The sequence below is a fragment of the Neisseria sp. 27098_8_112 genome, assembly GCF_041433235.1.
GTDB lineage: Bacteria > Pseudomonadota > Gammaproteobacteria > Burkholderiales > Neisseriaceae > Neisseria.
In genome coordinates, this window is sequence record NZ_JAPWBB010000007.1 from 81,558 (window position 1) to 102,360 (window position 20,803).

Genomic DNA, 20,803 nt, shown 5'->3' on the forward strand with positions numbered 1-20,803 from the left:
TCTACTGACAAATAAAAAACCGCACGGCTGCTTGCCGTGCGGTTTTGCTTTTTATCTGAAGGGTTCAGACGGCCTTACATCATGCCGCCCATACCACCCATGCCGCCCATATCAGGCATAGCAGGTTTTTCTTCAGGGATTTCAGCGATCATGCAGTCTGTGGTCAGCATCAGGCCGGCGATAGATGCGGCGTGTTGCAGCGCAGAACGGGTTACTTTGGCAGGGTCGAGTACGCCCATTTCGATCATGTCGCCGTACTCACCGGAGCCTGCGTTGTAACCGTAGTTGCCTTTGCCTTCCAACACTTTGTTCACAACCACGCTAGGCTCGCCGCCTGCGTTGGCAACGATTTGGCGCAGCGGAGACTCAACGGCGCGCAATACGATTTGTACGCCTGCGTCTTGGTCGGCATTGCCGGTGTGCAGGTTTTCCAAAGCAGCACGGGCACGCAACAGGGCTACACCGCCGCCTGCAACCACGCCTTCTTCAACGGCTGCGCGAGTAGCGTGCAGCGCGTCTTCCACGCGGTCTTTTTTCTCTTTCATTTCCACTTCGGTAGCAGCACCGACTTTGATCACTGCCACACCGCCTGCCAATTTAGCCACGCGCTCTTGCAGTTTTTCTTTGTCGTATTCGCTGGTTGCAGTTTCGATTTGTTGGCGGATTTCGGCAACACGCGCTTCGATTTGGGCTGCGTCGCCGAAGCCGTCGATGATGGTAGTGTTTTCTTTACCGATTTCGATGCGCTTGGCTTGACCCAAGTCGTCCAAAGTCGCTTTTTCCAGAGACAGGCCGACTTCTTCGGAAATTACCACGCCACCGGTCAGGATAGCGATGTCTTGCAACATGGCTTTGCGGCGGTCGCCGAAGCCAGGGGCTTTAACGGCAACGGTTTTCAGAATACCGCGGATGTTGTTCACCACCAAAGTCGCCAAGGCTTCGCCTTCTACGTCTTCAGCGATAATTAAGAGCGGACGGCTGGCTTTGGCCACTTGTTCCAAAACAGGCAACAGGTCGCGGATGTTGCTGATTTTTTTGTCGAACAACAATACAAACGGATTGTCCAAAGCTGCGATTTGTTTTTCAGCGTCGTTGATGAAGTAAGGGGACAGGTAGCCGCGGTCGAATTGCATACCTTCAACCACATCCAGCTCGTTTTCTAAAGATTTGCCGTCTTCAACGGTAATCACACCTTCTTTGCCGACTTTTTCCATCGCTTCGGCGATAATCGCGCCGACTTGTTCGTCAGAGTTGGCGGAAATAGAGCCGACTTGGGCGATTTCTTTAGAAGTGTCGCAAGGTTTGGCGATGTTTTTCAGCTCGTCAACCAAAGCGGCAACGGCTTTGTCGATACCGCGTTTCAGATCGGTCGGGTTCATGCCGGCGGTCACATATTTCATGCCTTCGGCAACGATGGATTGCGCCAATACGGTTGCAGTAGTGGTACCGTCGCCGGCTACGTCGTTGGTTTTGGACGCAACTTCTTTCACCATTTGCGCGCCCATGTTTTCGAATTTGTCTTTCAATTCGATTTCTTTTGCAACAGACACACCGTCTTTAGTGATGTGCGGGCCGCCGAAAGCGCGGTCAAGTACCACGTTGCGGCCTTTAGGGCCCAAAGTTACGCGTACGGCGTTTGCCAATACGTTGACACCGTTTACCATTTTTTGGCGAACTTCATTGCCGAATTGTACGTCTTTTGCTGCCATTTAAATTCTCCAAATCAATATTAAAAATCTGTTTGAGGCCGTCTGAAAACTTCATGTTTGATTCAGACGGCCTTTGGTTCTGAAACTTAATTCAACAATTATTCAACGATACCGAAGATGTCTTCTTCACGCATTACCAACAGCTCTTCGCCGTCGGCTTTTACAGTTTGACCGCTGTATTTGCCGAAGATCACTTTGTCGCCGACTTTGACATCTAGCGGACGGCGCTCGCCGTCTTTACCGATTTTGCCCGCACCCACGGCGATTACTTCGCCCATGTCGGGTTTTTCAGCAGCCGCACCCGGCAAAACGATGCCGGAGGCGGTTTTTTCTTCAGCTTCTAAGCGTTTGACGACTACGCGGTCGTGTAAAGGGCGGATGGTCATGTCTTAATGCTCCGATAAATAAATAGATTGAAAACAATTGTCTGTCGGACATGACAGACACGGTTTACTTGGAAATAGCGACACGCTTATGGAAAGCCTGCCGTAATGGCGGGTAGATTTGGGTTGTCTGCGACAAATTCAAGGGAAAAAGTAAAAAATTCTATGCAGCCTTTCCAAATATTTTCATACGCAAAAATGCCCGATCACTTATTTTTCAGACGGCCTGACATACAAACTGCAAAATTCGTTTAAAAACAACACAATTCCTTTACAAATGCAACACAACTCTTTACAACTATTTCTTTTTAATTCATTATTATAAATGATGATTATTCTTAATTGCATATTTTAAAGATAATTTCTCTTTATTTGCTTTTATTTTTTATTACTGTCATTTTATTAAGGACATTTCTCAATGAATACACCCCTGTTCCGACTGAGCCTGCTGTCACTGACACTGGCGGCCGGTTTTGCCCATGCAGAAAATGAAGCCAAAGACAATGTTGTGCTTGATACCGTTACCGTTAAAGGCGACCGTCAAGGCAGCAAGATCAAAACCAATATCGTCACTCTTCGTCAAAAAGACGAAAGCACGGCAACCGATTTGCGCGAATTATTAAAAGAAGAACCAGCCATCGACTTCGGCGGCGGCAACGGCTCATCTCAATTCCTGACGCTGCGCGGCATGGGTCAAAACTCGGTGGATATTAAGGTGGATAACGCCTCTTCCGACAGCCAAATGCTGTATCACCAAGGCCGTTTCATCATCGACCCTGCACTGGTTAAAATCGTCTCTGTACAAAAAGGCGCAGGTTCGGCATCTGCCGGTATCGGAGCAACCAACGGTGCGATTATTACCAAAACAGTCGATGCCCAAGACTTGCTCAAAGGTTTGGACAAAAACTGGGGTGTGCGCCTCAACAGCGGCTATGCCAGCAATGACGGCATAAGCTACGGTGCAAGCGTATTCGGCAAAGCGGGCAACTTTGATGGCTTGTTCTCTTACAGCCGCAACGATGAAAAAGATTACGAACCCGGCAAAGGCTATACACACAGCAACGGCGGCAAAACCGTACCATTCAGCGCGCTGGACAAGCGTAGCTATCTTGCCAAAATCGGCGCAAACTTCGGCGACCACCGCTTAGTATTAAGCCACATGAATGATCAACACCGAGGCATCCGCACCGTCCGTGAAGAGTTTACCGCCACTGACAACCCGCGTCTGACCTTGGAACGCCAAGCTCCGACCTACCGCGAAACCAGCCTCTCCAACACCAACTTGGCATGGACGGCGAACAATTTGGGCTTTGTTGAAAAACTGGATGCCAACGCCTACCTGATGAAAAATGAACGCTATTCGGCCGATGACAGTAAAAACGGTTATGCAGGCAACCTGCCCGGCCCGAATACGACCGTTATCGAAACCAAAGGCGCGAATTTCAATCTGGACAGCCGCATTGGCGAAAAAACATTGATCAAATACGGCGTCAACTACCGTCATCAAGAAATCAAACCACCGGTATTCTTCAGCTCAGCCTTGAGCAATCCGAAGAAAAGCGATGCCGGTATTTACGCTGAAGCCATCCACGACATCGGCGACTTTACCCTTACAGGCGGCTTGCGCTACGACCATTTCGACATCAAAACCCATGACGGCAAATCCGTTTCCGACGGCACCGTCAACCCGAGCTTCGGCGTGATTTGGCAACCGCATGAATACTGGAGTTTCAGTGCCAGCCACAACTACGCATCCCGCAGCCCGCGTCTTTACGATGCACTGCGTCAACATGGACGCAGAAACGCCATCACGTCGATTGCAGACGGCACCAAAGCCGAACGTGCCCGCAATACCGAAATCGGCTTCAACTACAACAACGGCAGCTTTGCCGCCAACGGTAGCTACTTCTGGCAAAAAATTAAAGATGCCGTCGCAGGTCCGCAGCAACGCCATGATGCTGCTGGCAACCCGATTTCAGGCGTACGCGAAATCGTCAATGCAGGCTACATCAAAAACCAAGGCTACGAACTGGGTGCGTCCTACCGTACAGGTGGCCTGATGGCGAAAGTCGGCGTCAGCCACAGCAAACCGCGCATCTACGATACTCATCCTGAAAACCTGTTAAGTGCCAACCCTGAATTTGCCGTACAAACCGGCCGCACTTGGACGACCTCCCTCTCCTACCGCTTCCAAAATCCGAATTTGGAAATCGGCTGGCGCGGACGCTACCTGCAAAAAGCCTCCGGTTCTGTATTGGTTCGCGACAAGGGTGAAGTCAAACGTAAAGGCTACGGCGTGAACGATGTATTCGCCAACTGGAAACCCCTGGGCAAAGACACACTCAATGTCAACTTTGCCGTCAACAACGTGTTTAACAAGTTCTACTATCCGCACAGCCAACGCGGTGAAACCTTGCCGGGTATCGGCCGCGATGTCCGCTTGGGTGTGAACTACCGCTTCTAAGCAATCAGCTTGAAAAAGCCGTCTGGAAACAAAAGTTTTCAGACGGCGTCTAGCTTTATAATCCGATACAAGTTATCATTTCGATTTACTTTATTTCCGACCACGGAGAACCTCTATGTTACGTTTGACCGCTTTAGCCGTATGCTGCACCCTCGCTTTGGGTGCGTGTTCACCAAAAGATTCTGCTTCCAATCAGGCGCAAACTGCTTCTGCTTCTGCCGCCCAAACCGAAGGTGCAAGCCTGACGGTGAAAACCACGCGCGGTGAAGCAACAGTGCCGCAAAATCCGGAGCGTATCGCCGTTTACGATTTGGGCATGCTCGACACTTTAAACAAACTGGGCGTGAAAACCGGTTTGTCCGTCGACAAAAACCGCCTGCCCTACTTGGACGAATATTTCAAAACCACGAAACCTGCCGGTACGCTGTTTGAGCCTGACTACGAAGCACTCAACGCTTACAAACCGCAGCTCATCATCATCGGCAGCCGTGCAGCCAAAGCATTTGACAAGTTGAACGAGATCGCGCCGACCATCGAGATGACCGCCGAAACCGCCAATCTGAAAGAAAGTTCTAAAGAGCGCATCGACGCACTGGGGCAAATCTTCGGCAAACAGGCCGAAGCGGACAAGCTGAAAGCGGAAATCGATGCTTCTTTTGAAGCGGCGAAAACCGCTGCTCAAGGCAAAGGCAAGGGTTTGGTGGTATTGGTCAACGGCGGCAAGATGTCGGCTTTCGGCCCTTCCTCACGTTTGGGCGGTTGGTTGCATAAAGACATCGGCGTTCCCGCTGTTGATGAATCGATTAAAGAAGGCAGCCACGGCCAGCCTATCAGCTTTGAATACCTGAAAGAGAAAAACCCTGATTGGCTGTTTGTTTTAGACCGCGGTGCGGCCATCGGAGAAGAAGGCCAGGCGGCAAAAGATGTGTTGAACAATCCGCTGGTTGCCGAAACAACCGCTTGGAAAAAAGGACAGGTAGTTTACCTTGTTCCTGAAACTTATCTGGCGGCCGGCGGCGCGCAAGAATTGCTGAATGCTTCCAAACAGGTAAGCGATGCGTTTAATGCGGTCAAGTAATTCCGTGTGGGCATAGCCGCCCGCTTCTTTCAGACGGCCTGAAAGGTTTGATGATGCACAGAATCAAGCTGCTTGACCTAAAGTCATTGGATTTAGGCCGTCTGAAAATACATGGTGCAAATGGACAATTTTTGCCTGTTTGTATCTGTTTTTATGATGGGCAAACCTGCTTTTTTTGCCAAATACCTTAACCCTTCTTTCAGACGGCCTTATTTTTTTCCGAACCATTTTATGTTTCACAAACCTTCATTTTTAAATGCGATCAACGGTGTGGCGCTGCTGATGTTGTTTGCCGTCAGCCTGTCGGTCGGCGTGGCCGAATTCAAATGGTCCGCCCTGTTTTCGCTATCCGACAGCCAGCAGGTCATGTTCATCAGCCGCCTGCCGCGCACGTTTGCGATTGTGCTGACGGGTGCGTCGATGGCGGTGGCCGGCATGATTATGCAGATTTTGATGCGTAACCGTTTTGTCGAACCGTCGATGGTGGGCGCAAGCCAAAGCGCGGCTTTGGGTTTGCTGCTGATGACCCTGCTGCTTCCGGCCGCGCCGCTGCTGGCAAAAATGTCGGTTGCCGCCGTTGCCGCGCTGATCGGGATGTTGGTCTTTATGCTGCTGATCCGCCGCCTGCCGCCGACCGCGCAACTGATGGTGCCTTTGGTCGGGATTATTTTTGGCGGGGTGATTGAGGCGGTGGCCACCTTTATCGCGTATGAAAACGAAATGCTGCAAATGCTCGGCGTGTGGCAACAGGGCGATTTTTCCGGCGTATTGCTCGGGCGGTATGAGCTGTTGTGGGCAACGGGGATTTTGGCTTTGTTTGCCTATTTGATTGCCGACCAGCTGACGATTTTGGGTTTGGGCGAAACGGTAAGCGTGAATTTGGGGCTGAACCGGACGGCGATTCTGTGGTCGGGGCTGATTATTGTGGCGCTGATTACGTCTTTGGTGGTCGTGACGGTCGGCAATATTCCGTTTATCGGCCTAGTCGTGCCAAACATCATCAGCCGCCTGATGGGCGACAAGCTGCGCCAGAGCCTGCCGGCGGTGGCCTTGCTGGGCGCGTCTTTGGTGTTGCTGTGCGATATTATCGGACGCGTGATTGTGTTTCCGTTTGAAATTCCGGTCTCTACGGTTTTTGGCGTGATGGGAACGGCTTTGTTTTTGTGGCTTTTATTAAGGAAACCTGCTCATGCCGTCTGAAAAAAATATCGGTTTTATGGCAGGAAGCAGCCGTCCGTTGTGGGTCGCCTTTGCGCTGTTGCTGGTTTCCTGCGTCCTGTTTATGACGCTCAACGTCAAAGGCGATTGGGACTTTGTCTTGCACCTGCGCCTGACCAAGCTTGCCGCGCTGCTGATGGTCGCCTATGCGGTCGGCGTGTCCACGCAACTCTTCCAAACGCTGACCAACAATCCGATTCTAACCCCTTCGATTTTGGGTTTCGATTCGCTGTATGTGTTTTTGCAGACCTTGCTGGTGTTTACGCTCGGCGGCGTGGGCTATGCTTCCCTGCCGTTGACGGGTAAATTCGGCTTTGAACTGGTCGTCATGATGGGCGGATCGCTGCTGCTGTTCTACACGCTCATCAAACAGGGCGGACGCGATTTGTCGCGCATGATTTTAATCGGCGTGATTTTCGGGATTTTGTTCCGCAGCCTGTCGTCGCTGCTTTCGCGCATGATTGACCCCGAAGAATTTACCGCCGCACAGGCGAATATGTTTGCCACCTTCAATACCGTCCACTCGGAATTGTTGGGTATCGGCGCAATCGTGTTGCTCATCAGCGCCGCCGTAATCTGGCGCGAACGCCACCGCCTCGATGTTTACCTACTCGGCCGCAATCAGGCCATCAATTTGGGCATCAACTACACGCGCAATACCTTATGGCTGCTGTTGTGGATCGCCGCACTGGTTGCAACCGCCACCGCCGTTGTCGGCCCGGTAAGCTTTTTCGGCCTGCTGGTTGCCGCGCTGGCCAACCATTTTTCTCCGTCGGTCAAACATTCCGTCCGCCTGCCCATGACTTTTTGTGTCGGCGGCATCCTATTGGTCGGCGGGCAAACCATCTTCGAGCACTTCCTCGGCATGCAGGCCGTTTTGAGCGTGGTCGTCGAATTTGCAGGCGGATTGGTATTTTTATATTTGGTGTTGAAAAAGAAATAAATTAAACGTGCCCAAACAGCTTCAGGCCGTCTGAAGCCTGTGTTAAAAAATATTTAACTATTGAAATGAAACTAAATTTCTGACATGTACTCATAGTAAACATCACTAAATTTACTAAAATTACAAAAAATGAGTACGACATTAAAATACCGTCCCGACTTGGACGGCATCCGGGCTTTGGCCGTCTTGGCCGTTATTATTTTCCACATCAACGCCGCTTGGCTGCCCGGCGGTTTCCTCGGTGTGGATATGTTTTTCGTTTTGTCCGGCTACCTGATCACCACCATCATCAGCCGCGAAATGCAAAACAGCAGTTTTTCGTTTTTAGAGTTTTACAAACGCCGCGCGAAGCGCATTTTGCCTGTTTTTTCCTGCGTATTGCTGTGTACGAGTTTGGCCGCCGCAATCTTTTTCTTGTCGTTTGACCTGCGCCAATACGTCAAATCGGCAGTGTTTGCGTTGCTGTTTTCGGCCAACCTGTTTTTTGCACGGCGCGGCGGTTATTTTGATGCCGATGCGGCGGAAAAACCTTTGCAACACATTTGGTCTTTATCGCTGGAAGAGCAGTTTTACTTTGTTTTTCCGGTTTTGCTGATTGCCTTTTTCCGATTCAGCAAAGGGCGCAACATCCGCCAATTCATCCTTTTGCTGATTGTATTGAGCCTGCTGTCCGTCTTTTTGCCCACCTTCGGCATGGACCCTTATTTCCTGCCTTATGTGCGCGCATATGAGCTGCTGATCGGCGCGCTTTTTGCCTTTATTCCGCCCTCCCAAACCAACGACCGTTTCAGCACACCTTTGGTCGGCTGGGTGATGATGGCGGTGATTGCCGCCATGCTGCTGCTTCCTTACGGCGTATTGCCCGGCGAAGGCAATATCGAACGGCTGCTGTGCTGTACCGCGGTTGGCGGCTTGATTTACTCGGGCAAAACCCTGCAAACGCAAAACGGCTTCAATACCGCCAAACTGTTGAGCCTCAAGCCCGTTGTATTTATCGGTTTGATTTCCTATTCGCTGTATCTCTGGCATTGGGTGGTCTTGGCCGTCATGCGCTATGTTTACATGGACAACGCTTTGCCAATGTCCGCGATTGTATTGGCAGTGGTACTGATGTCCGGCTTGTCTGTTTTGTCCTATTACTTCGTTGAAACACCGGCACGACGGATAAAGAATTTCACCATCAAGAAATTCATCGGGGTAATAGCCGCCTATTTCGCCCTGCTGATTCCTGCCGTCGGCTACCTGCTGACTGCCAAACCGGCCGCATACGAGGCAAACCTATATACGGTTGATGAAAGTAAAATCTGCGCGGATACCTTGACTAAAACGGACTGCGCGGTCGGCGCAGAAAACCAAAGCAGCAAAGTCCTGCTGATGGGCGACTCCCACGCCGCCCACCTGACGCCCTTTATCGATATGGTGGGCAAACAGGAAGGCTTTGCCGCCGATGTTATTTCGTCCAACAGCTGCGGCATTGCCTTCGGCTTCCTCCTGCCGCAAAGTGACCGCCGTGCCAACCGTTGCAACCCTTACAACCGCTTTATCGCACAAAAGGTCGAAAACTATCCGGTGGTCTTTATCTCGCAACGTTGGTTCCTGCATACCGACAAGCCCGGTTTTACGGATCATTTCGGCAAAATGCTCGACACTCTGATTCAACAGGGTAAACAGGTTTACGTCTTTGCCGACACGCCGATGAGCGCGCAACTGCCCCTGCGCCATTACTACCTGAAACAGCGTCTCGGCATCGATATGCAATACGTTTCCGAACATAAAAAAGCGGAAATTGCCCGCTCCGCCGAAGCGGACAAAACCATAGAAAACATCGTCAAACAGCGGCCTACCGTGCATTGGGTCAACATCATGGGGCCGATTCCGGCAGACAAAACCATAGACGGCCTGCCGATATATTTTGACACTAACCACCTCAATACCCACGGCGCGACAAAACTGGCGGAAAAATTTATACAGGACAAACAAATACTCCTAAAATAACACCGCAGTTTCAGTCCGAAACCTTTGCCGCAATACTGAATGCAAATGCCGCTCAAAGCGCAGCAAACAGTATGCCGCAAAGGTTTCAGGCCGTCTGAAACCTTCAGACGGCCTAAGCAAACCCATAAAGGACAACCCTCATGACACAAGAACGCCTCCCTTCATTCTTCAATGACGCCCCGACCATTACCGTCCAAGACGCATTGGCCGACTTCCTCGGCGCGGCCGAAAACGGCATCCTCACTTACCGCTACGCCGATGCCGTGCGCCTGTGCGGCCACTCCTGCCCGACCGTCGCCGGTGCCTACCTGATGGTGGTCAAAGGCCTTAAAGCCCTTTACGGCGCAGAGCTGCCGCAACGCGGCGACATCGAAGCCTTTATGCAGGGCGAGCGTGACGAAGGCACGACCGGGGTTACCGCTTCCGTTGTCCAACTCCTTACCGGCGCAGCACCCGAAACCGGCTTTGGCGGCGTAGGCCCAGCCGGACGCTTTGCCCGCCGCCACCTCTTGTCCTTTGGTGCAGGCGAAATCAACGGCACACTCGCACTCCGCCGCCGCGATACCGGCAAAACCGTTGCCGTCAGCCTCAATGCCGCGCTCCAACCCTTTGCGCCGCAAATGCGCGACATTATGCCCAAAGCCGTCAGCGGCAGCGCAAGTGCTGACGAACTCAAACAATTCGGCGAGCTTTGGCAAGAACGCGTCCGCGCCTTCCTGATTGACCAAGCCGACAATCCCGAATTTGTCACCGTCAGCGAAATCTAAAAACACCATACAGGAATAAAATTCAGACGGCCTCATGCTGAAAGGCCGTCTGAAACCCCAACTTCCCATTTTCGGACCCGCCTATGATTACCATCCGCAACGTCAGCCACACCATCGGCAGCAACCCTATCCTCAACGACGTCAGCCTCGACATTCCCGAAGGCGGCATTACCGCGCTAATCGGCCCGAACGGCGCAGGCAAGTCCACCCTCCTCTCCTTTATGGCGCGCCTGCAGCCCTTGGTACACGGCGACATCAGCTACGCAGGCAAAGACATCAAAACTACCCCCACCGCCGAACTCGCCCGCACGCTTTCCATCCTCACCCAAGAAAACAGCATCATGAGCCGCATTACCGTGCGCGACCTGCTCATGTTCGGCCGCTATCCCTACCACCAAGGCAGGCCGTCTGAAACGGATAAAACCATCGTCGAAGAAGCACTTGCCGAGTTCCACCTGCAAGACTTTGCCGACCGCTACCTGACCGAGCTTTCCGGCGGCCAACGCCAACGCGCCATGATTACCATGGTGTTCTGCCAGCGCACCGACTACGTTTTGCTGGACGAACCGCTGAACAACCTCGACATGTATCATGCCCGCTCCCTCATGCAAATCCTGCGCCGGCTGACCGACGAACACAAACGCACCACCGTCGTCGTCCTACACGACATCAACCAGGCCGCCGCCTACGCTGATTACGTCGTCGCCATGAAAAACGGCCAAGTCGCCATGCAGGGCAAGCCCAACGATATTTTCACCGCCGAAAACATCAAAACCCTATTCGATATGGACGTCAACGTCCTCGATTACGAAGGCAAAAAACTGGTTATCCACCATATCTAAATCCGACAAAAAGGCCGTCTGAAACCCGATTACCCACGTTTCAGACGGCCTTTGCCTATTCACAGCATTTATTTTTTATCGTACAAACCGCGCACCACGCGACCGATTGCGGCAATGCCTTTTTCCAGCGTTTCCGCGTCCTGAGCAATGCTCATGCGGATGCACTCGTGCGCGTGCGGATAGTCTTGCGTATCAATGCCGACAAAGAAATGCTCGCCCGGAATAATCAGCGTGCCTTCGGCCTTGAGCATTTCGTACAAGGTTTGCGACGAAACCGGCAGGTTTTCAAACCAAAGCCATAAGAAAATCGCACCTTCAGGCTTGTGGACTTTCAACGGATACGCGCCCAATTCGCGTTTGAGCAGGGAAACCGCCGTTTGTGCCTGCTGATGGTAAAACGGCTGAATCACTTGGTCGGCCAGCTGTTTCAGACGGCCGTCGTTTAACAGCGGAGCCGCAATCGCCGCACCAAAACGCGTAGGCGACAGGTTCACAATCGCATTCAAACTGCTGACGGCTTTGACCACTTCTGGTGCGGCGACAATAATGCCGGTGCGCACGCCGGGCAGGCCGATTTTAGAAAGGCTGAAGCAGAGGATGATGTTTTCGTGCCAGTTGAGCGTCACATCGCTGTAAATAATATTCGGAAACGGCATTCCGTAAGCGTTGTCGATAATCAGCGGAATCCCGTGTTCCTGCGCCAACGCGTCCAAACGCGCCATCTCGCCGTCGGTCAACACATTGCCGGTCGGGTTGGTCGGGCGCGAACAGCAAATCGCACCGATTTTGCCCTCTTTCAATTCAGGCAGGCTCTCCAGCGCGTCAAAGTCCACGCGGTATTTGAAAAATCCCGCTTCGCCTTCGTGTTCGACATTTTCGATTTTCGGTTTTACCGAAATAAAATGCTGCCCCTCGACATGCACGTCGGCATAACCGATATATTCAGGCGCCAGCGGCAACAAAATGGCTTTTTCAGCCGTTTGGCCGTCTGAAAGATTGAATTTACCGCCGAACAGGTTGAACAAATAGAAAAATGCGTTTTGCGAACCATTGGTTAGCGCGATATTGTCCGCGGTCAGATTCCAGCCGTATTCACGGTTGAGAAACTCCGTCAAAGCCGCAATCAGCGCCGCATCGCCCTGCGGATTGGAATAATTGCCGATATTCTCAACAGCGTGTTCTGCTGCCAACTTGGAAAACACATCGGCGAACACCGCATTGACTTCGGCAATTCGCGCCGGATTGCCGCCGCCGAGCATGTTGACGGGCTTGTCACTTTTGAGCGCGTCGCCCAAATCGTCCATCAACTGCAAAATACCGCTGTGTTGTGTGAATTTTTCGCCGAATGCTGAAAACTGCATGGAAACTCCGTTGCTGAGTGTGTGGAAACAATAAACCGCTATTATAAGAACAAAGGCCGTCTGAAAACCAGTTATCCTGATTTTTCAGACGGCCTATTTGACGGAATGGTGGCTTGATACAGCCTTATCGGTTTAACAGCCTTATCGGTCTACAGGTATTATTTCTTCCTGCCAAAAATCAGTGATATCACCGACAAAATCAAGAAACCAGCAAATAAAATTTTGGCTATGCCTGCCGCACTACCTGCAATACCACCGAAACCTAATACAGCTGCAATAATAGCGATGATAAAGAAAACGATCGAATAATGAAGCATGATTTTTTCCTTTCGATTTAATATAAAAACGGTCGAGGGAGAGACGACCGTTTATTGTGAAATTCAACGGTCTTAGTTGTTCAACCAATCATCAATTTCTTTTTCAACTTCATCTTTAGTACGACCGTAACGCTCTTGGAGCTTACCGGCCAACTGATCGCGCTTGCCTTCGATGATGTCCAAATCGTCGTTTGTCAACTCGCCCCATTTTTCTTTGGCTTTACCTTTAAGTTGCTCCCATTTTCATTTGATAATATCTTCATTCATGGTTATACCATCCTATCTTATTGATTAGTATTTAACTCACGGATAAAACCGCTTGCATTTAACCTTACTTGATAATTTATTAATTTTCAAGCAAAGACAATGCTGATTTTTTAATCAATCAACCAATATATTATTAATCTCTTAATTAATCAATAAGTTATATAAAATTGTTAAATTTTGAAAATATTAAGATATTATTGATTACCGCCTTTTAAGTGTATTCTTTAAATCAATCGACCTCACTATAAAAAACAGGCCGTCTGAAAATCTTTCAGACGGCCTTTACTATCCAATCTTTCCTTTAACGGCCAAAATTCTCGCGGCGTTCGCGCCAGTCTTGGCGGATGGAGCCGCTTTTGCCGACCGGAGTATCTTGCTCGACTTCCCAAATAAAATTCGTTCCGCCACCAATCGGATGCGAGCCGCGCAAACCGATGTGGCTGCCTTGGTCGGCAACGGCGGTTCGGCTGTATGTTTGGCCGCCGAAACGGGTTTGCGAGGTTTCGATGCCGCTTTTGATGCTGCCGTAAAGCTGTACGTCGGCATGTGCGGCGAGTGCGGCGGTGGAAAGTGCGACAGTGAGGAGAAATTTCAAGTTCATGGTTTATCCTTTTTTGGAGAGGAATTGTGAGGCGATTGTATCGGCCTTGTACGTAAACAAGTTACAATTCTTGCAAAATCTGACAGGAGTTTTGATGATGCGCTCTTTACGCGCCGCCGCTGTGCAAATGGTGTCGTCCACCAACCCCGAAACCAATATTGCCACGATGAAACGCCTTGTCCGCGAGGTGGCCGAACAAGGGGCGGATTGGGTGTTGCTGCCCGAATATTGGCCGCTGATGGGCAAAAACGATACGGACAAGCTGGCATTTGCCGAGCCTTTGGACGATGGACGCGTTGGTGAAACCTGCCACACCCGTTTTCAGACGGCCTTAAGCGAAACGGCAAGGGAATGCGGCGTGGTATTGTTTGGCGGTACAGTTCCGCTTCAAAGTCCCTACGCTGACAAGGTGATGAATACAATGCTTGTATATGACCGCGACGGTAACCGAATCGGGCTTTACCACAAAATGCACCTTTTCGGCTTTTCCGGTTTGGGTGAACGCTACGCTGAAGCCGATACGATACTGGCGGGCAACGATGTGCCGAAGCTGGGCGTAGACGATGTTCCGCTAGCGGCCGGCGTCTGCTACGATTTGCGCTTTCCTGAGTTTTTCCGCGCCCAGCAGCCGTTTGATGTTTTGCTGTTGCCGGCCGCGTTTACCTACACGACCGGCAAAGCGCATTGGGAATTACTGCTGCGCGCCCGTGCAGTGGAAAACCAATGCTACGTCATCGCATCGGCACAAGGCGGACTGCATGAAAGCGGCCGCCGCACATTCGGCCACAGTATGATTATCGACCCTTGGGGTGATGTGTTGGCGACGTTGCCGGAAGGCGAAGGCGTGATTTGTGCCGATTTGGATACCGCGCGCCTGCAAAGCGTGCGCACGCGCCTGCCTGCCCTGAAACACCGATTACTTTAAACACGCACTATGTCCCAGTTCCAACCCACACGCATTCTCGGCATCGACCCCGGCAGTCGCGTAACCGGCTTCGGCGTTATTGATGTCCACGGCCGCGAACATCATTATGTTGCTTCCGGCTGTATCAAAACGCCGACCGGCGCGTCGCTTTCCGAACGCATCGCCGTGATTGTCCGCCATATCGATGAAATCATCCGCCACTATCAGCCGCATCAGGCAGCCATCGAGCAAGTGTTCGTCAACGTCAACCCGGCCGCGACGTTAATGCTCGGTCAGGCGCGCGGTGCAGCGATTGCCGCTTTGGTCATGCACGATTTGACCGTGTTTGAATACACCGCGCTTCAGGTCAAGCAGGCGGTGGTTGGCAAGGGAAAGGCCGCCAAAGAGCAGGTGCAGCATATGGTGGTCCAAATGCTCGCACTTTCAGGCACGCCTCAAGCCGATGCCGCCGACGGACTCGCCGTTGCCCTCACCCATGCCCTGCGCAATCACGGATTGGCTTCGCAACTTAACCCCAACGGCCTACAGGTCAAGCGCGGCCGTTTCCAATGGTAAGCCGACATTCAGGCCGTCTGAAATCGTGTTCCAGCCCGTTTTCAGACGGCCTTTCGGTTATAATAACCCTTTGCCTACATACAGCGAGCCTTCATGAAAGCCGCCTTCCTTTTTCTCTACCTCATCCGCCTGCTGCCTTTTTGCGTGTTGCACAAGATTGCCGACGCGATCGGTATTCTCGCCTATTACGCAGTCAAACCGCGCCGCAAAGTCGGTGAGGTCAACCTCAAAAAATGCTTTCCCGAGCTGAACGACAGCCAGCGCACCGTCCTGCTCAAACGCCATTTCCAACACATGGCGAAACTGATGCTCGAATACGGCCTCTACTGGTACGCGCCTGCGGACAAACTGCGCTCGTTGGTGCGTTATCAAGACAAACACCATCTTGACCAAGCCCTCGCCGCCAGAGAAAAAGTCATCATCCTCTATCCGCACTTTACCGCATTTGAAATGGCGGTTTACACGCTTAATCAGGATGTGCCGCTGACCAGCATGTATTCGCACCAAAAAAACAAAGCCCTAGACGAGCAGATCCTGAAAGGCCGCCACCGCTACAACAATGTTTTCCTGATCGGCCGCACAGAAGGCCTGCGCGCCATCATCAAACACCTGCGCAAAAGCGATGCGCCCTTTCTTTATCTGCCCGACCAAGACTTCGGCCGCAACGATTCCATTTTCGTCAATTTCTTCGGCATTCAGACGGCCACGATTACCGGCCTCAGCCGTATCGCCGGCATGACCAAAGCCAAAATCATTCCCGCCATTCCCACACGCGAAGCTGACAATACCGTAACCCTGCGCTTCTATCCGGCTTGGGACAATTTCCCGACCGAAAATGTCGAAGCCGACACCCAGCGCATGAACGACTTCATCGAAGAGCGGGTACGCGAGCATCCCGAACAATATTTCTGGCTGCACAAACGCTTCAAAACCCGTCCCGAAGGCGAAAACAGCTTTTATTGACTACATTGAATTACAATTTGAATATGCAAAAAGCGGCGAAATCCTTCTTTCGCCGCTTTTTCATTTTAATCGAATCAAACCGAAACTCATGTTTGAGTTCAAACAATCAAATAATATTCCACTTTAAATGCTTTAAAAACAACTTTTTTCATCGTGATTGAAACTTTCAAACAACCCTATATTTTTTCTCAAATGAAAAATATCAGTCCCAATACACTCTTTTCATTTACATATTAAATTTAATTTCTTTTAAAAACAACATATTGCAAAATAGTTCATCTAAAAAAATACATTTTAATCATTCAAAATATGAAATAAAATTAAATTAAAATTTAAAAAAATAAAATAAATATCTAATTTTTAAATAATTATGAAATATAATTGCAAAAATATGACAAGACCTGAAATTTATACCAAGACAAGCCTTCAGAAAAAAATACTTGGCAAACTGTAAAAATTCGCGTAAATTTCACTACATCAAATTACAAAACGTTCAGACGGCCTTCGCCGGTTTTAGATACTTTTGTAAGCAATTTTCTGATATTGCAAGAAATTGCGGTATTTTAGAGGATTTCGGTGCAATGCCCGAAATGAAAGTTTACCGATGCAGAGTTGAGCTGCATCTGTAAAGCCGCAGGTGAAAGCCTGTATTGTTTGTGAAGCGTAAATCTCTGATTTGAGGTATTGGGGCAATCCTGTGGGGGATTGCCTCTTTTTTTATCTGCGCCGTCATGCCACAATGACATCATCCCTTATCCAACCCGATCACGCCATGACTCCGATACTCGCCTTCGACATCGAAACCATCCCCGACGTAAACGGCATCCGCCAGCTTTACGATTTACCTGCCGATTTGCCCGACAACGAAGTCGTCCTATTTGCCCAACAGCAACGCCGCGCCAAAACCGGCAGCGACTTTATGCAACACCATCTGCACCAAGTCGTCGCCATCTCCTGCTGTATGCGCTGGGGTCAAGACAAAATCCGCGTCAGCACCATCGGAGATCCCGAAGACAGCGAAGAAGTCATGATTGCCAAGTTCTTCGAGGTCATCGAAAACTATACGCCGCAACTCGTCAGCTGGAACGGCGGCGGTTTCGACCTGCCCGTCCTCCACTACCGCGCCCTGATACACGGCATCAGCGCCGCCCGCTATTGGGACACGGGTGACGGCGACTTTGGCGACAGCCGCGACTTTAAATGGAATAACTACATCAGCCGCTACCACACCCGCCATTGCGACCTGATGGATTTGCTCGCCCTCTACCAACCGCGTGCCAGCGTGCCTTTGGACGATATGGCCAAACTCTGCGGCTTTCCCGGCAAACTGGGTATGGACGGCAGCAAGGTTTGGGACGCTTATCATGCAGGCCGTCTGAAAGACATCCGCGATTATTGCGAAACCGATGCCGCCAATACCTACCTGATGTACATGCGCTTTCGCATGATGAGCGGCGCGCTCGATGCCGACGAATACGAAGTCGAAATCAAACGCATCAAACATTATCTGGCCGCACAAGCCGAAGAAAAACAACACTGGGCGGAGTTCGTCGCTGCTTGGCGTTAAACCAGGCCATCTGAACAGCTAAACCAGACACCAAAAGGGCGTGATCGACACGCCCTTTTTTATATTTCGACAAACCATGCCCACTAAGCAGGCAAACGCCCCAGCGTGACCCTATCCAATCCAGCCAAATCCTGTTCGGTTGCCACTTCGGCAAAACCATTCTCCAGCATAATGTTCCGCACTGCTTTGCCTTGGTCATAGCCGTGTTCAAACAGCAGCCAGCCGTTGGCTTTCAAGTATTTGGGGGCTTCTTGGGTAATGTGGCGAATATGGCTGAGGCCGTCTGAAAAGTCGGTCAACGCGTTTTGCGGCTCAAACCTCAAATCGCCTTGCGATAAATGTTCATCGCCATCCTCGATATACGGCGGATTGGAAACAATCACATCGTATCGGCCTTCAGACGGCCTGTCGGTATCAAACCACGAACCCTGCGCAAACTCCACTTTTGCGCCCAATTCGGCCGCATTTTGACGGGCAGTATCCAAAGCACCGACGCTGATGTCGGATGCGCGAACATCGGCATCAACGCGTTCAAGCGCGACGGTCACGGCAATGGCGCCGCTGCCCGTCCCCAAGTCCCACACACGGCCTTGCGGCGGCAAACGTTTGAGTACGGCTTCCACCAAATGCTCGGTTTCAGGACGGGGAATCAACACATGGGGATTGACGGCAAAACGTCGTCCGTAGAACTCGCGTTCGCCCAACAGATAGGCCATCGGCTCGCCTTTCAGACGGCGTTGTACCAAAGCCTCCAAGGTTTGCAGGGCGGAGTCTGTCAAATCGTCCGTACCGCGTGTCACCAGCTGCGCACGCGTATAACCCAGCGCATATTGCAACAACATCCGCGCTTCATTTTTGGGCAGTGCCGATTGGCGCAACCATTCATCAAGCGTCATTTTTCGTCCTATCTGCCAGCGTTGTGGCTTTTCTTTCCTTATTCTTTCCGGCAAACGTGCCGATGGTGGCAACCGCAAATGCGGCATACCACAAATAAAATCCGGCGCCGTAGCGCACGATATCCGATGTATTCCCTGCTTCATCGACGTGTACGGCTTTCACACTGAAAGCCACCAGCGCCAAACCCCAAAGCACCGCATGGATAGGCACGACCTTCTTCCGCAACACCAGCAACACAATGGCCGCCAACCAAACATAATTGGCATAGGCCGCACAATACCTGATATCCAAAGAAGTAAATATCGACCCCAAAATCAAAACGGTCAAACCCTTCATGCTTTCATGATTGCCCAAATAAAATGCAACATTGGACAAAGATGCTATCCACAAGGCAACCGACACCAGCAACATCACGATGGGAAAACTTGATTTCCGATTCTGTTCCTGCATGGTTTTATCCTAATGTAAAAGGCCGTCTGAAAACCTTTCAGACGGCCTGCCGTTTAAATTTCGCTACCGCCGACGGTCAGCCCGGCATCAATCCTCAGTGTCGGTTGTCCGACGCCGACAGGAACGCTCTGCCCTTCTTTGCCGCAGACACCGATGCCGCTGTCGAGCGCAGTGTCGTTGCCTATCATGGAAACGTGTTTCAGCACTTCGGGGCCATTGCCTATGATGGTCGCTCCTTTGACAGGATATTGCAGTTTGCCGCCTTCCACCCACCATGCTTCGGATGCGCTGAACACGAACTTGCCGCTGGTAATGTCCACTTGTCCGCCGCCGAAGTTGACGGCGTAAATGCCCTTGTCGATGGACGCGATGATTTCTTCCGGCTCATAGCCGCCGTTTTCCATAAAGGTATTGGTCATGCGCGGCATAGGCGCAGAAGCGTAACTTTCGCGGCGGCCGTTGCCGGTCGATTGCGTGCCCATCAGGCGGGCGTTGGTTTCGTCCTGCATATAGCCGACCAAAATACCGTCTTCAATCAATACCGTGCGGCGGGTCTCATTGCCTTCGTCGTCGATATTGAGCGAACCGCGTCTGTCGGCAATATCGCCTTGATCCACAACGGTCACGCCTTTGGCGGCCACGCGCTCGCCGATTCGGCCGGAGAAAACGCTGGTTTCTTTGCGGTTGAAATCGCCTTCCAAACCATGTCCAACCGCTTCGTGCAGCAACACGCCCGGCCAGCCGTTGCCCAAAACGACGGTCATCTCGCCGGCAGGTGCAGGACGGGATTCGAGGTTGGTCAGGGCTTGTTTGACGGCGGAATCGACAAACCGACAAACCAAGTTTTCATCGAAATACGCCAAATCATAACGTCCGCCGCCGCCCGCGCTGCCCTGCTCGCGACGCTCGCCCTGCTTGGCAATTACAGTTACGTTCATGCGCACCATCGGGCGGATATCGGCAGCGTGTTTACCGTCCAGACGGGCGATGTACACCATGTCGTATTCGCAGGTCAAACCAGCCATCACTTGCACAATACGCGGATCGGCAGCTTTGGCCAGCGTTTCGACTTTGTTCAACAGCGCGACTTTGGCAGCGGAATCGAGGCTGGCAATAGGGTCAATCGCCATGTGGACAGGCTTGCCGTAGGCAGGTGTCGGCACTTTGACGCTTGCTTCGCCGCCGGCCGCACCAATCACGCGAACTGCTTTGGCCGAGCGGTTAATCGAATCAATACACAGGCTGTCGGCGTAGGCAAAAGCGGTTTTATCGCCCGAAACGGCACGCACGCCCACGCCCTGATCAATTTGAAAGCTGCCCGATTTGACAATACCTTCTTCCAGATGCCAGCTTTCATAAGCAGTGCGCTGACAATAGATGTCGGCATAATCGACATGGTTGGCGCCGATAATGCTCAGGCTTTGGGCGAGCAAATCGGGGGAAAGATGGTTGGCTTCGAGCAAATCTCGCTGTACGGCGGCGTAGGTTTGTTGCATAATTT

19 protein-coding genes and 1 pseudogene are annotated in these 20,803 nt (G+C 51.4%); 11 read left to right on the forward strand and 9 right to left on the reverse strand.

Annotated features, from left to right (window positions below; translation table 11 throughout):
• Positions 1 to 74 precede the first annotated feature (74 nt).
• A complete protein-coding gene (groL, locus tag O3682_RS06135) occupies positions 75 to 1,709 on the reverse strand; it encodes a chaperonin GroEL (RefSeq protein ID WP_049322649.1) in 1,635 nt (544 codons plus the stop codon).
• 98 nt (positions 1,710 to 1,807) lie between these two features.
• Complete coding sequence (gene groES, locus O3682_RS06140) at positions 1,808 to 2,095, reverse strand: co-chaperone GroES (RefSeq protein ID WP_003684150.1); 288 nt, start codon at positions 2,093 to 2,095, stop codon at positions 1,808 to 1,810.
• A gap of 415 nt (positions 2,096 to 2,510) precedes the next feature.
• Here groES and O3682_RS06145 point away from each other — a divergent pair, with 415 nt between their 5' ends.
• From O3682_RS06145 to O3682_RS06175, 7 genes are all read left to right on the forward strand, one after another.
• Positions 2,511 to 4,556 (forward strand): TonB-dependent siderophore receptor, encoded by a 2,046-nt coding sequence (locus O3682_RS06145; RefSeq protein WP_371509042.1) that lies wholly within the window; start codon positions 2,511 to 2,513, stop codon positions 4,554 to 4,556.
• 115 nt (positions 4,557 to 4,671) lie between these two features.
• Positions 4,672 to 5,634, forward strand: a complete 963-nt coding sequence (locus O3682_RS06150) for a siderophore ABC transporter substrate-binding protein (protein ID WP_371509044.1) — start codon at positions 4,672 to 4,674, stop codon at positions 5,632 to 5,634.
• Between the two features lie 231 nt (positions 5,635 to 5,865).
• Positions 5,866 to 6,834 (forward strand): ABC transporter permease, encoded by a 969-nt coding sequence (locus O3682_RS06155; RefSeq protein ID WP_371509046.1) that lies wholly within the window; start codon positions 5,866 to 5,868, stop codon positions 6,832 to 6,834.
• Positions 6,824 to 7,795 carry an iron chelate uptake ABC transporter family permease subunit gene (locus tag O3682_RS06160; protein ID WP_063068312.1) on the forward strand — a complete coding sequence of 324 codons (972 nt, stop codon included), beginning with the start codon at positions 6,824 to 6,826 and terminating at the stop codon, positions 7,793 to 7,795. Before O3682_RS06155 ends, O3682_RS06160 begins: the two co-directional genes overlap by 11 nt.
• A gap of 129 nt (positions 7,796 to 7,924) precedes the next feature.
• On the forward strand, positions 7,925 to 9,790 hold the full coding sequence (locus O3682_RS06165; RefSeq protein WP_371509048.1) for an acyltransferase family protein: 1,866 nt from the start codon (positions 7,925 to 7,927) through the stop codon (positions 9,788 to 9,790).
• A gap of 140 nt (positions 9,791 to 9,930) precedes the next feature.
• Positions 9,931 to 10,557 (forward strand): FmdE family protein, encoded by a 627-nt coding sequence (locus O3682_RS06170; protein ID WP_371509049.1) that lies wholly within the window; start codon positions 9,931 to 9,933, stop codon positions 10,555 to 10,557.
• Between the two features lie 83 nt (positions 10,558 to 10,640).
• Entirely contained in the window at positions 10,641 to 11,399 is a 759-nt protein-coding gene (locus O3682_RS06175) for an iron ABC transporter ATP-binding protein (RefSeq protein ID WP_371509051.1), read from the forward strand.
• A 68-nt stretch (positions 11,400 to 11,467) separates the two neighbouring features.
• Here O3682_RS06175 and O3682_RS06180 read toward each other — a convergent pair whose 3' ends face one another.
• The 4 genes and pseudogenes from O3682_RS06180 to O3682_RS06195 all read right to left on the reverse strand — a co-directional run bounded on the left by O3682_RS06180 (position 11,468) and on the right by O3682_RS06195 (position 13,945).
• Positions 11,468 to 12,760, reverse strand: a complete 1,293-nt coding sequence (locus tag O3682_RS06180; protein ID WP_371509053.1) for a valine--pyruvate transaminase — start codon at positions 12,758 to 12,760, stop codon at positions 11,468 to 11,470.
• Between the two features lie 158 nt (positions 12,761 to 12,918).
• The gene (locus tag O3682_RS06185; RefSeq protein ID WP_039862543.1) at positions 12,919 to 13,077 is read right to left on the reverse strand and encodes a DUF1328 domain-containing protein; all 159 of its coding nucleotides are present in this window, start codon (positions 13,075 to 13,077) and stop codon (positions 12,919 to 12,921) included.
• A gap of 72 nt (positions 13,078 to 13,149) precedes the next feature.
• Positions 13,150 to 13,344, reverse strand: a pseudogene (locus tag O3682_RS06190) (CsbD family protein).
• A gap of 301 nt (positions 13,345 to 13,645) precedes the next feature.
• Positions 13,646 to 13,945 (reverse strand): porin, encoded by a 300-nt coding sequence (locus O3682_RS06195; RefSeq protein ID WP_371509055.1) that lies wholly within the window; start codon positions 13,943 to 13,945, stop codon positions 13,646 to 13,648.
• A 94-nt stretch (positions 13,946 to 14,039) separates the two neighbouring features.
• On the opposite strand from O3682_RS06195, the gene O3682_RS06200 reads away from it, so the two are divergent.
• From O3682_RS06200 to O3682_RS06215, 4 genes are all read left to right on the forward strand, one after another.
• The gene (locus O3682_RS06200; RefSeq protein ID WP_371509056.1) at positions 14,040 to 14,870 is read left to right on the forward strand and encodes a carbon-nitrogen hydrolase family protein; all 831 of its coding nucleotides are present in this window, start codon (positions 14,040 to 14,042) and stop codon (positions 14,868 to 14,870) included.
• Positions 14,871 to 14,879: 9 nt separating this feature from the next.
• Positions 14,880 to 15,425, forward strand: coding sequence for a crossover junction endodeoxyribonuclease RuvC (ruvC, locus tag O3682_RS06205; RefSeq protein WP_371509057.1), 546 nt, complete (start codon positions 14,880 to 14,882; stop codon positions 15,423 to 15,425).
• A 93-nt stretch (positions 15,426 to 15,518) separates the two neighbouring features.
• Complete coding sequence (locus O3682_RS06210; RefSeq protein WP_371509059.1) at positions 15,519 to 16,388, forward strand: lipid A biosynthesis lauroyl acyltransferase; 870 nt, start codon at positions 15,519 to 15,521, stop codon at positions 16,386 to 16,388.
• A 772-nt stretch (positions 16,389 to 17,160) separates the two neighbouring features.
• Positions 17,161 to 17,955: a 3'-5' exonuclease gene (locus O3682_RS06215; RefSeq protein WP_342685637.1), complete on the forward strand. Its 795-nt coding sequence runs from the start codon at positions 17,161 to 17,163 to the stop codon at positions 17,953 to 17,955.
• An 83-nt stretch (positions 17,956 to 18,038) separates the two neighbouring features.
• Here the strand turns inward: O3682_RS06215 and prmC are convergent, their stop codons facing one another.
• The 3 genes from prmC to tldD are packed head-to-tail and all read right to left on the reverse strand — an operon-like array spanning position 18,039 to position 20,798.
• On the reverse strand, positions 18,039 to 18,851 hold the full coding sequence (gene prmC / locus O3682_RS06220; RefSeq protein WP_371509060.1) for a peptide chain release factor N(5)-glutamine methyltransferase: 813 nt from the start codon (positions 18,849 to 18,851) through the stop codon (positions 18,039 to 18,041).
• Positions 18,841 to 19,302: a hypothetical protein gene (locus tag O3682_RS06225; protein WP_371509062.1), complete on the reverse strand. Its 462-nt coding sequence runs from the start codon at positions 19,300 to 19,302 to the stop codon at positions 18,841 to 18,843. The genes prmC and O3682_RS06225 overlap by 11 nt, the downstream gene beginning before the upstream one ends.
• A 53-nt stretch (positions 19,303 to 19,355) precedes the next feature.
• The gene (gene tldD, locus O3682_RS06230; protein WP_371509063.1) at positions 19,356 to 20,798 is read right to left on the reverse strand and encodes a metalloprotease TldD; all 1,443 of its coding nucleotides are present in this window, start codon (positions 20,796 to 20,798) and stop codon (positions 19,356 to 19,358) included.
• Positions 20,799 to 20,803 lie beyond the last annotated feature (5 nt).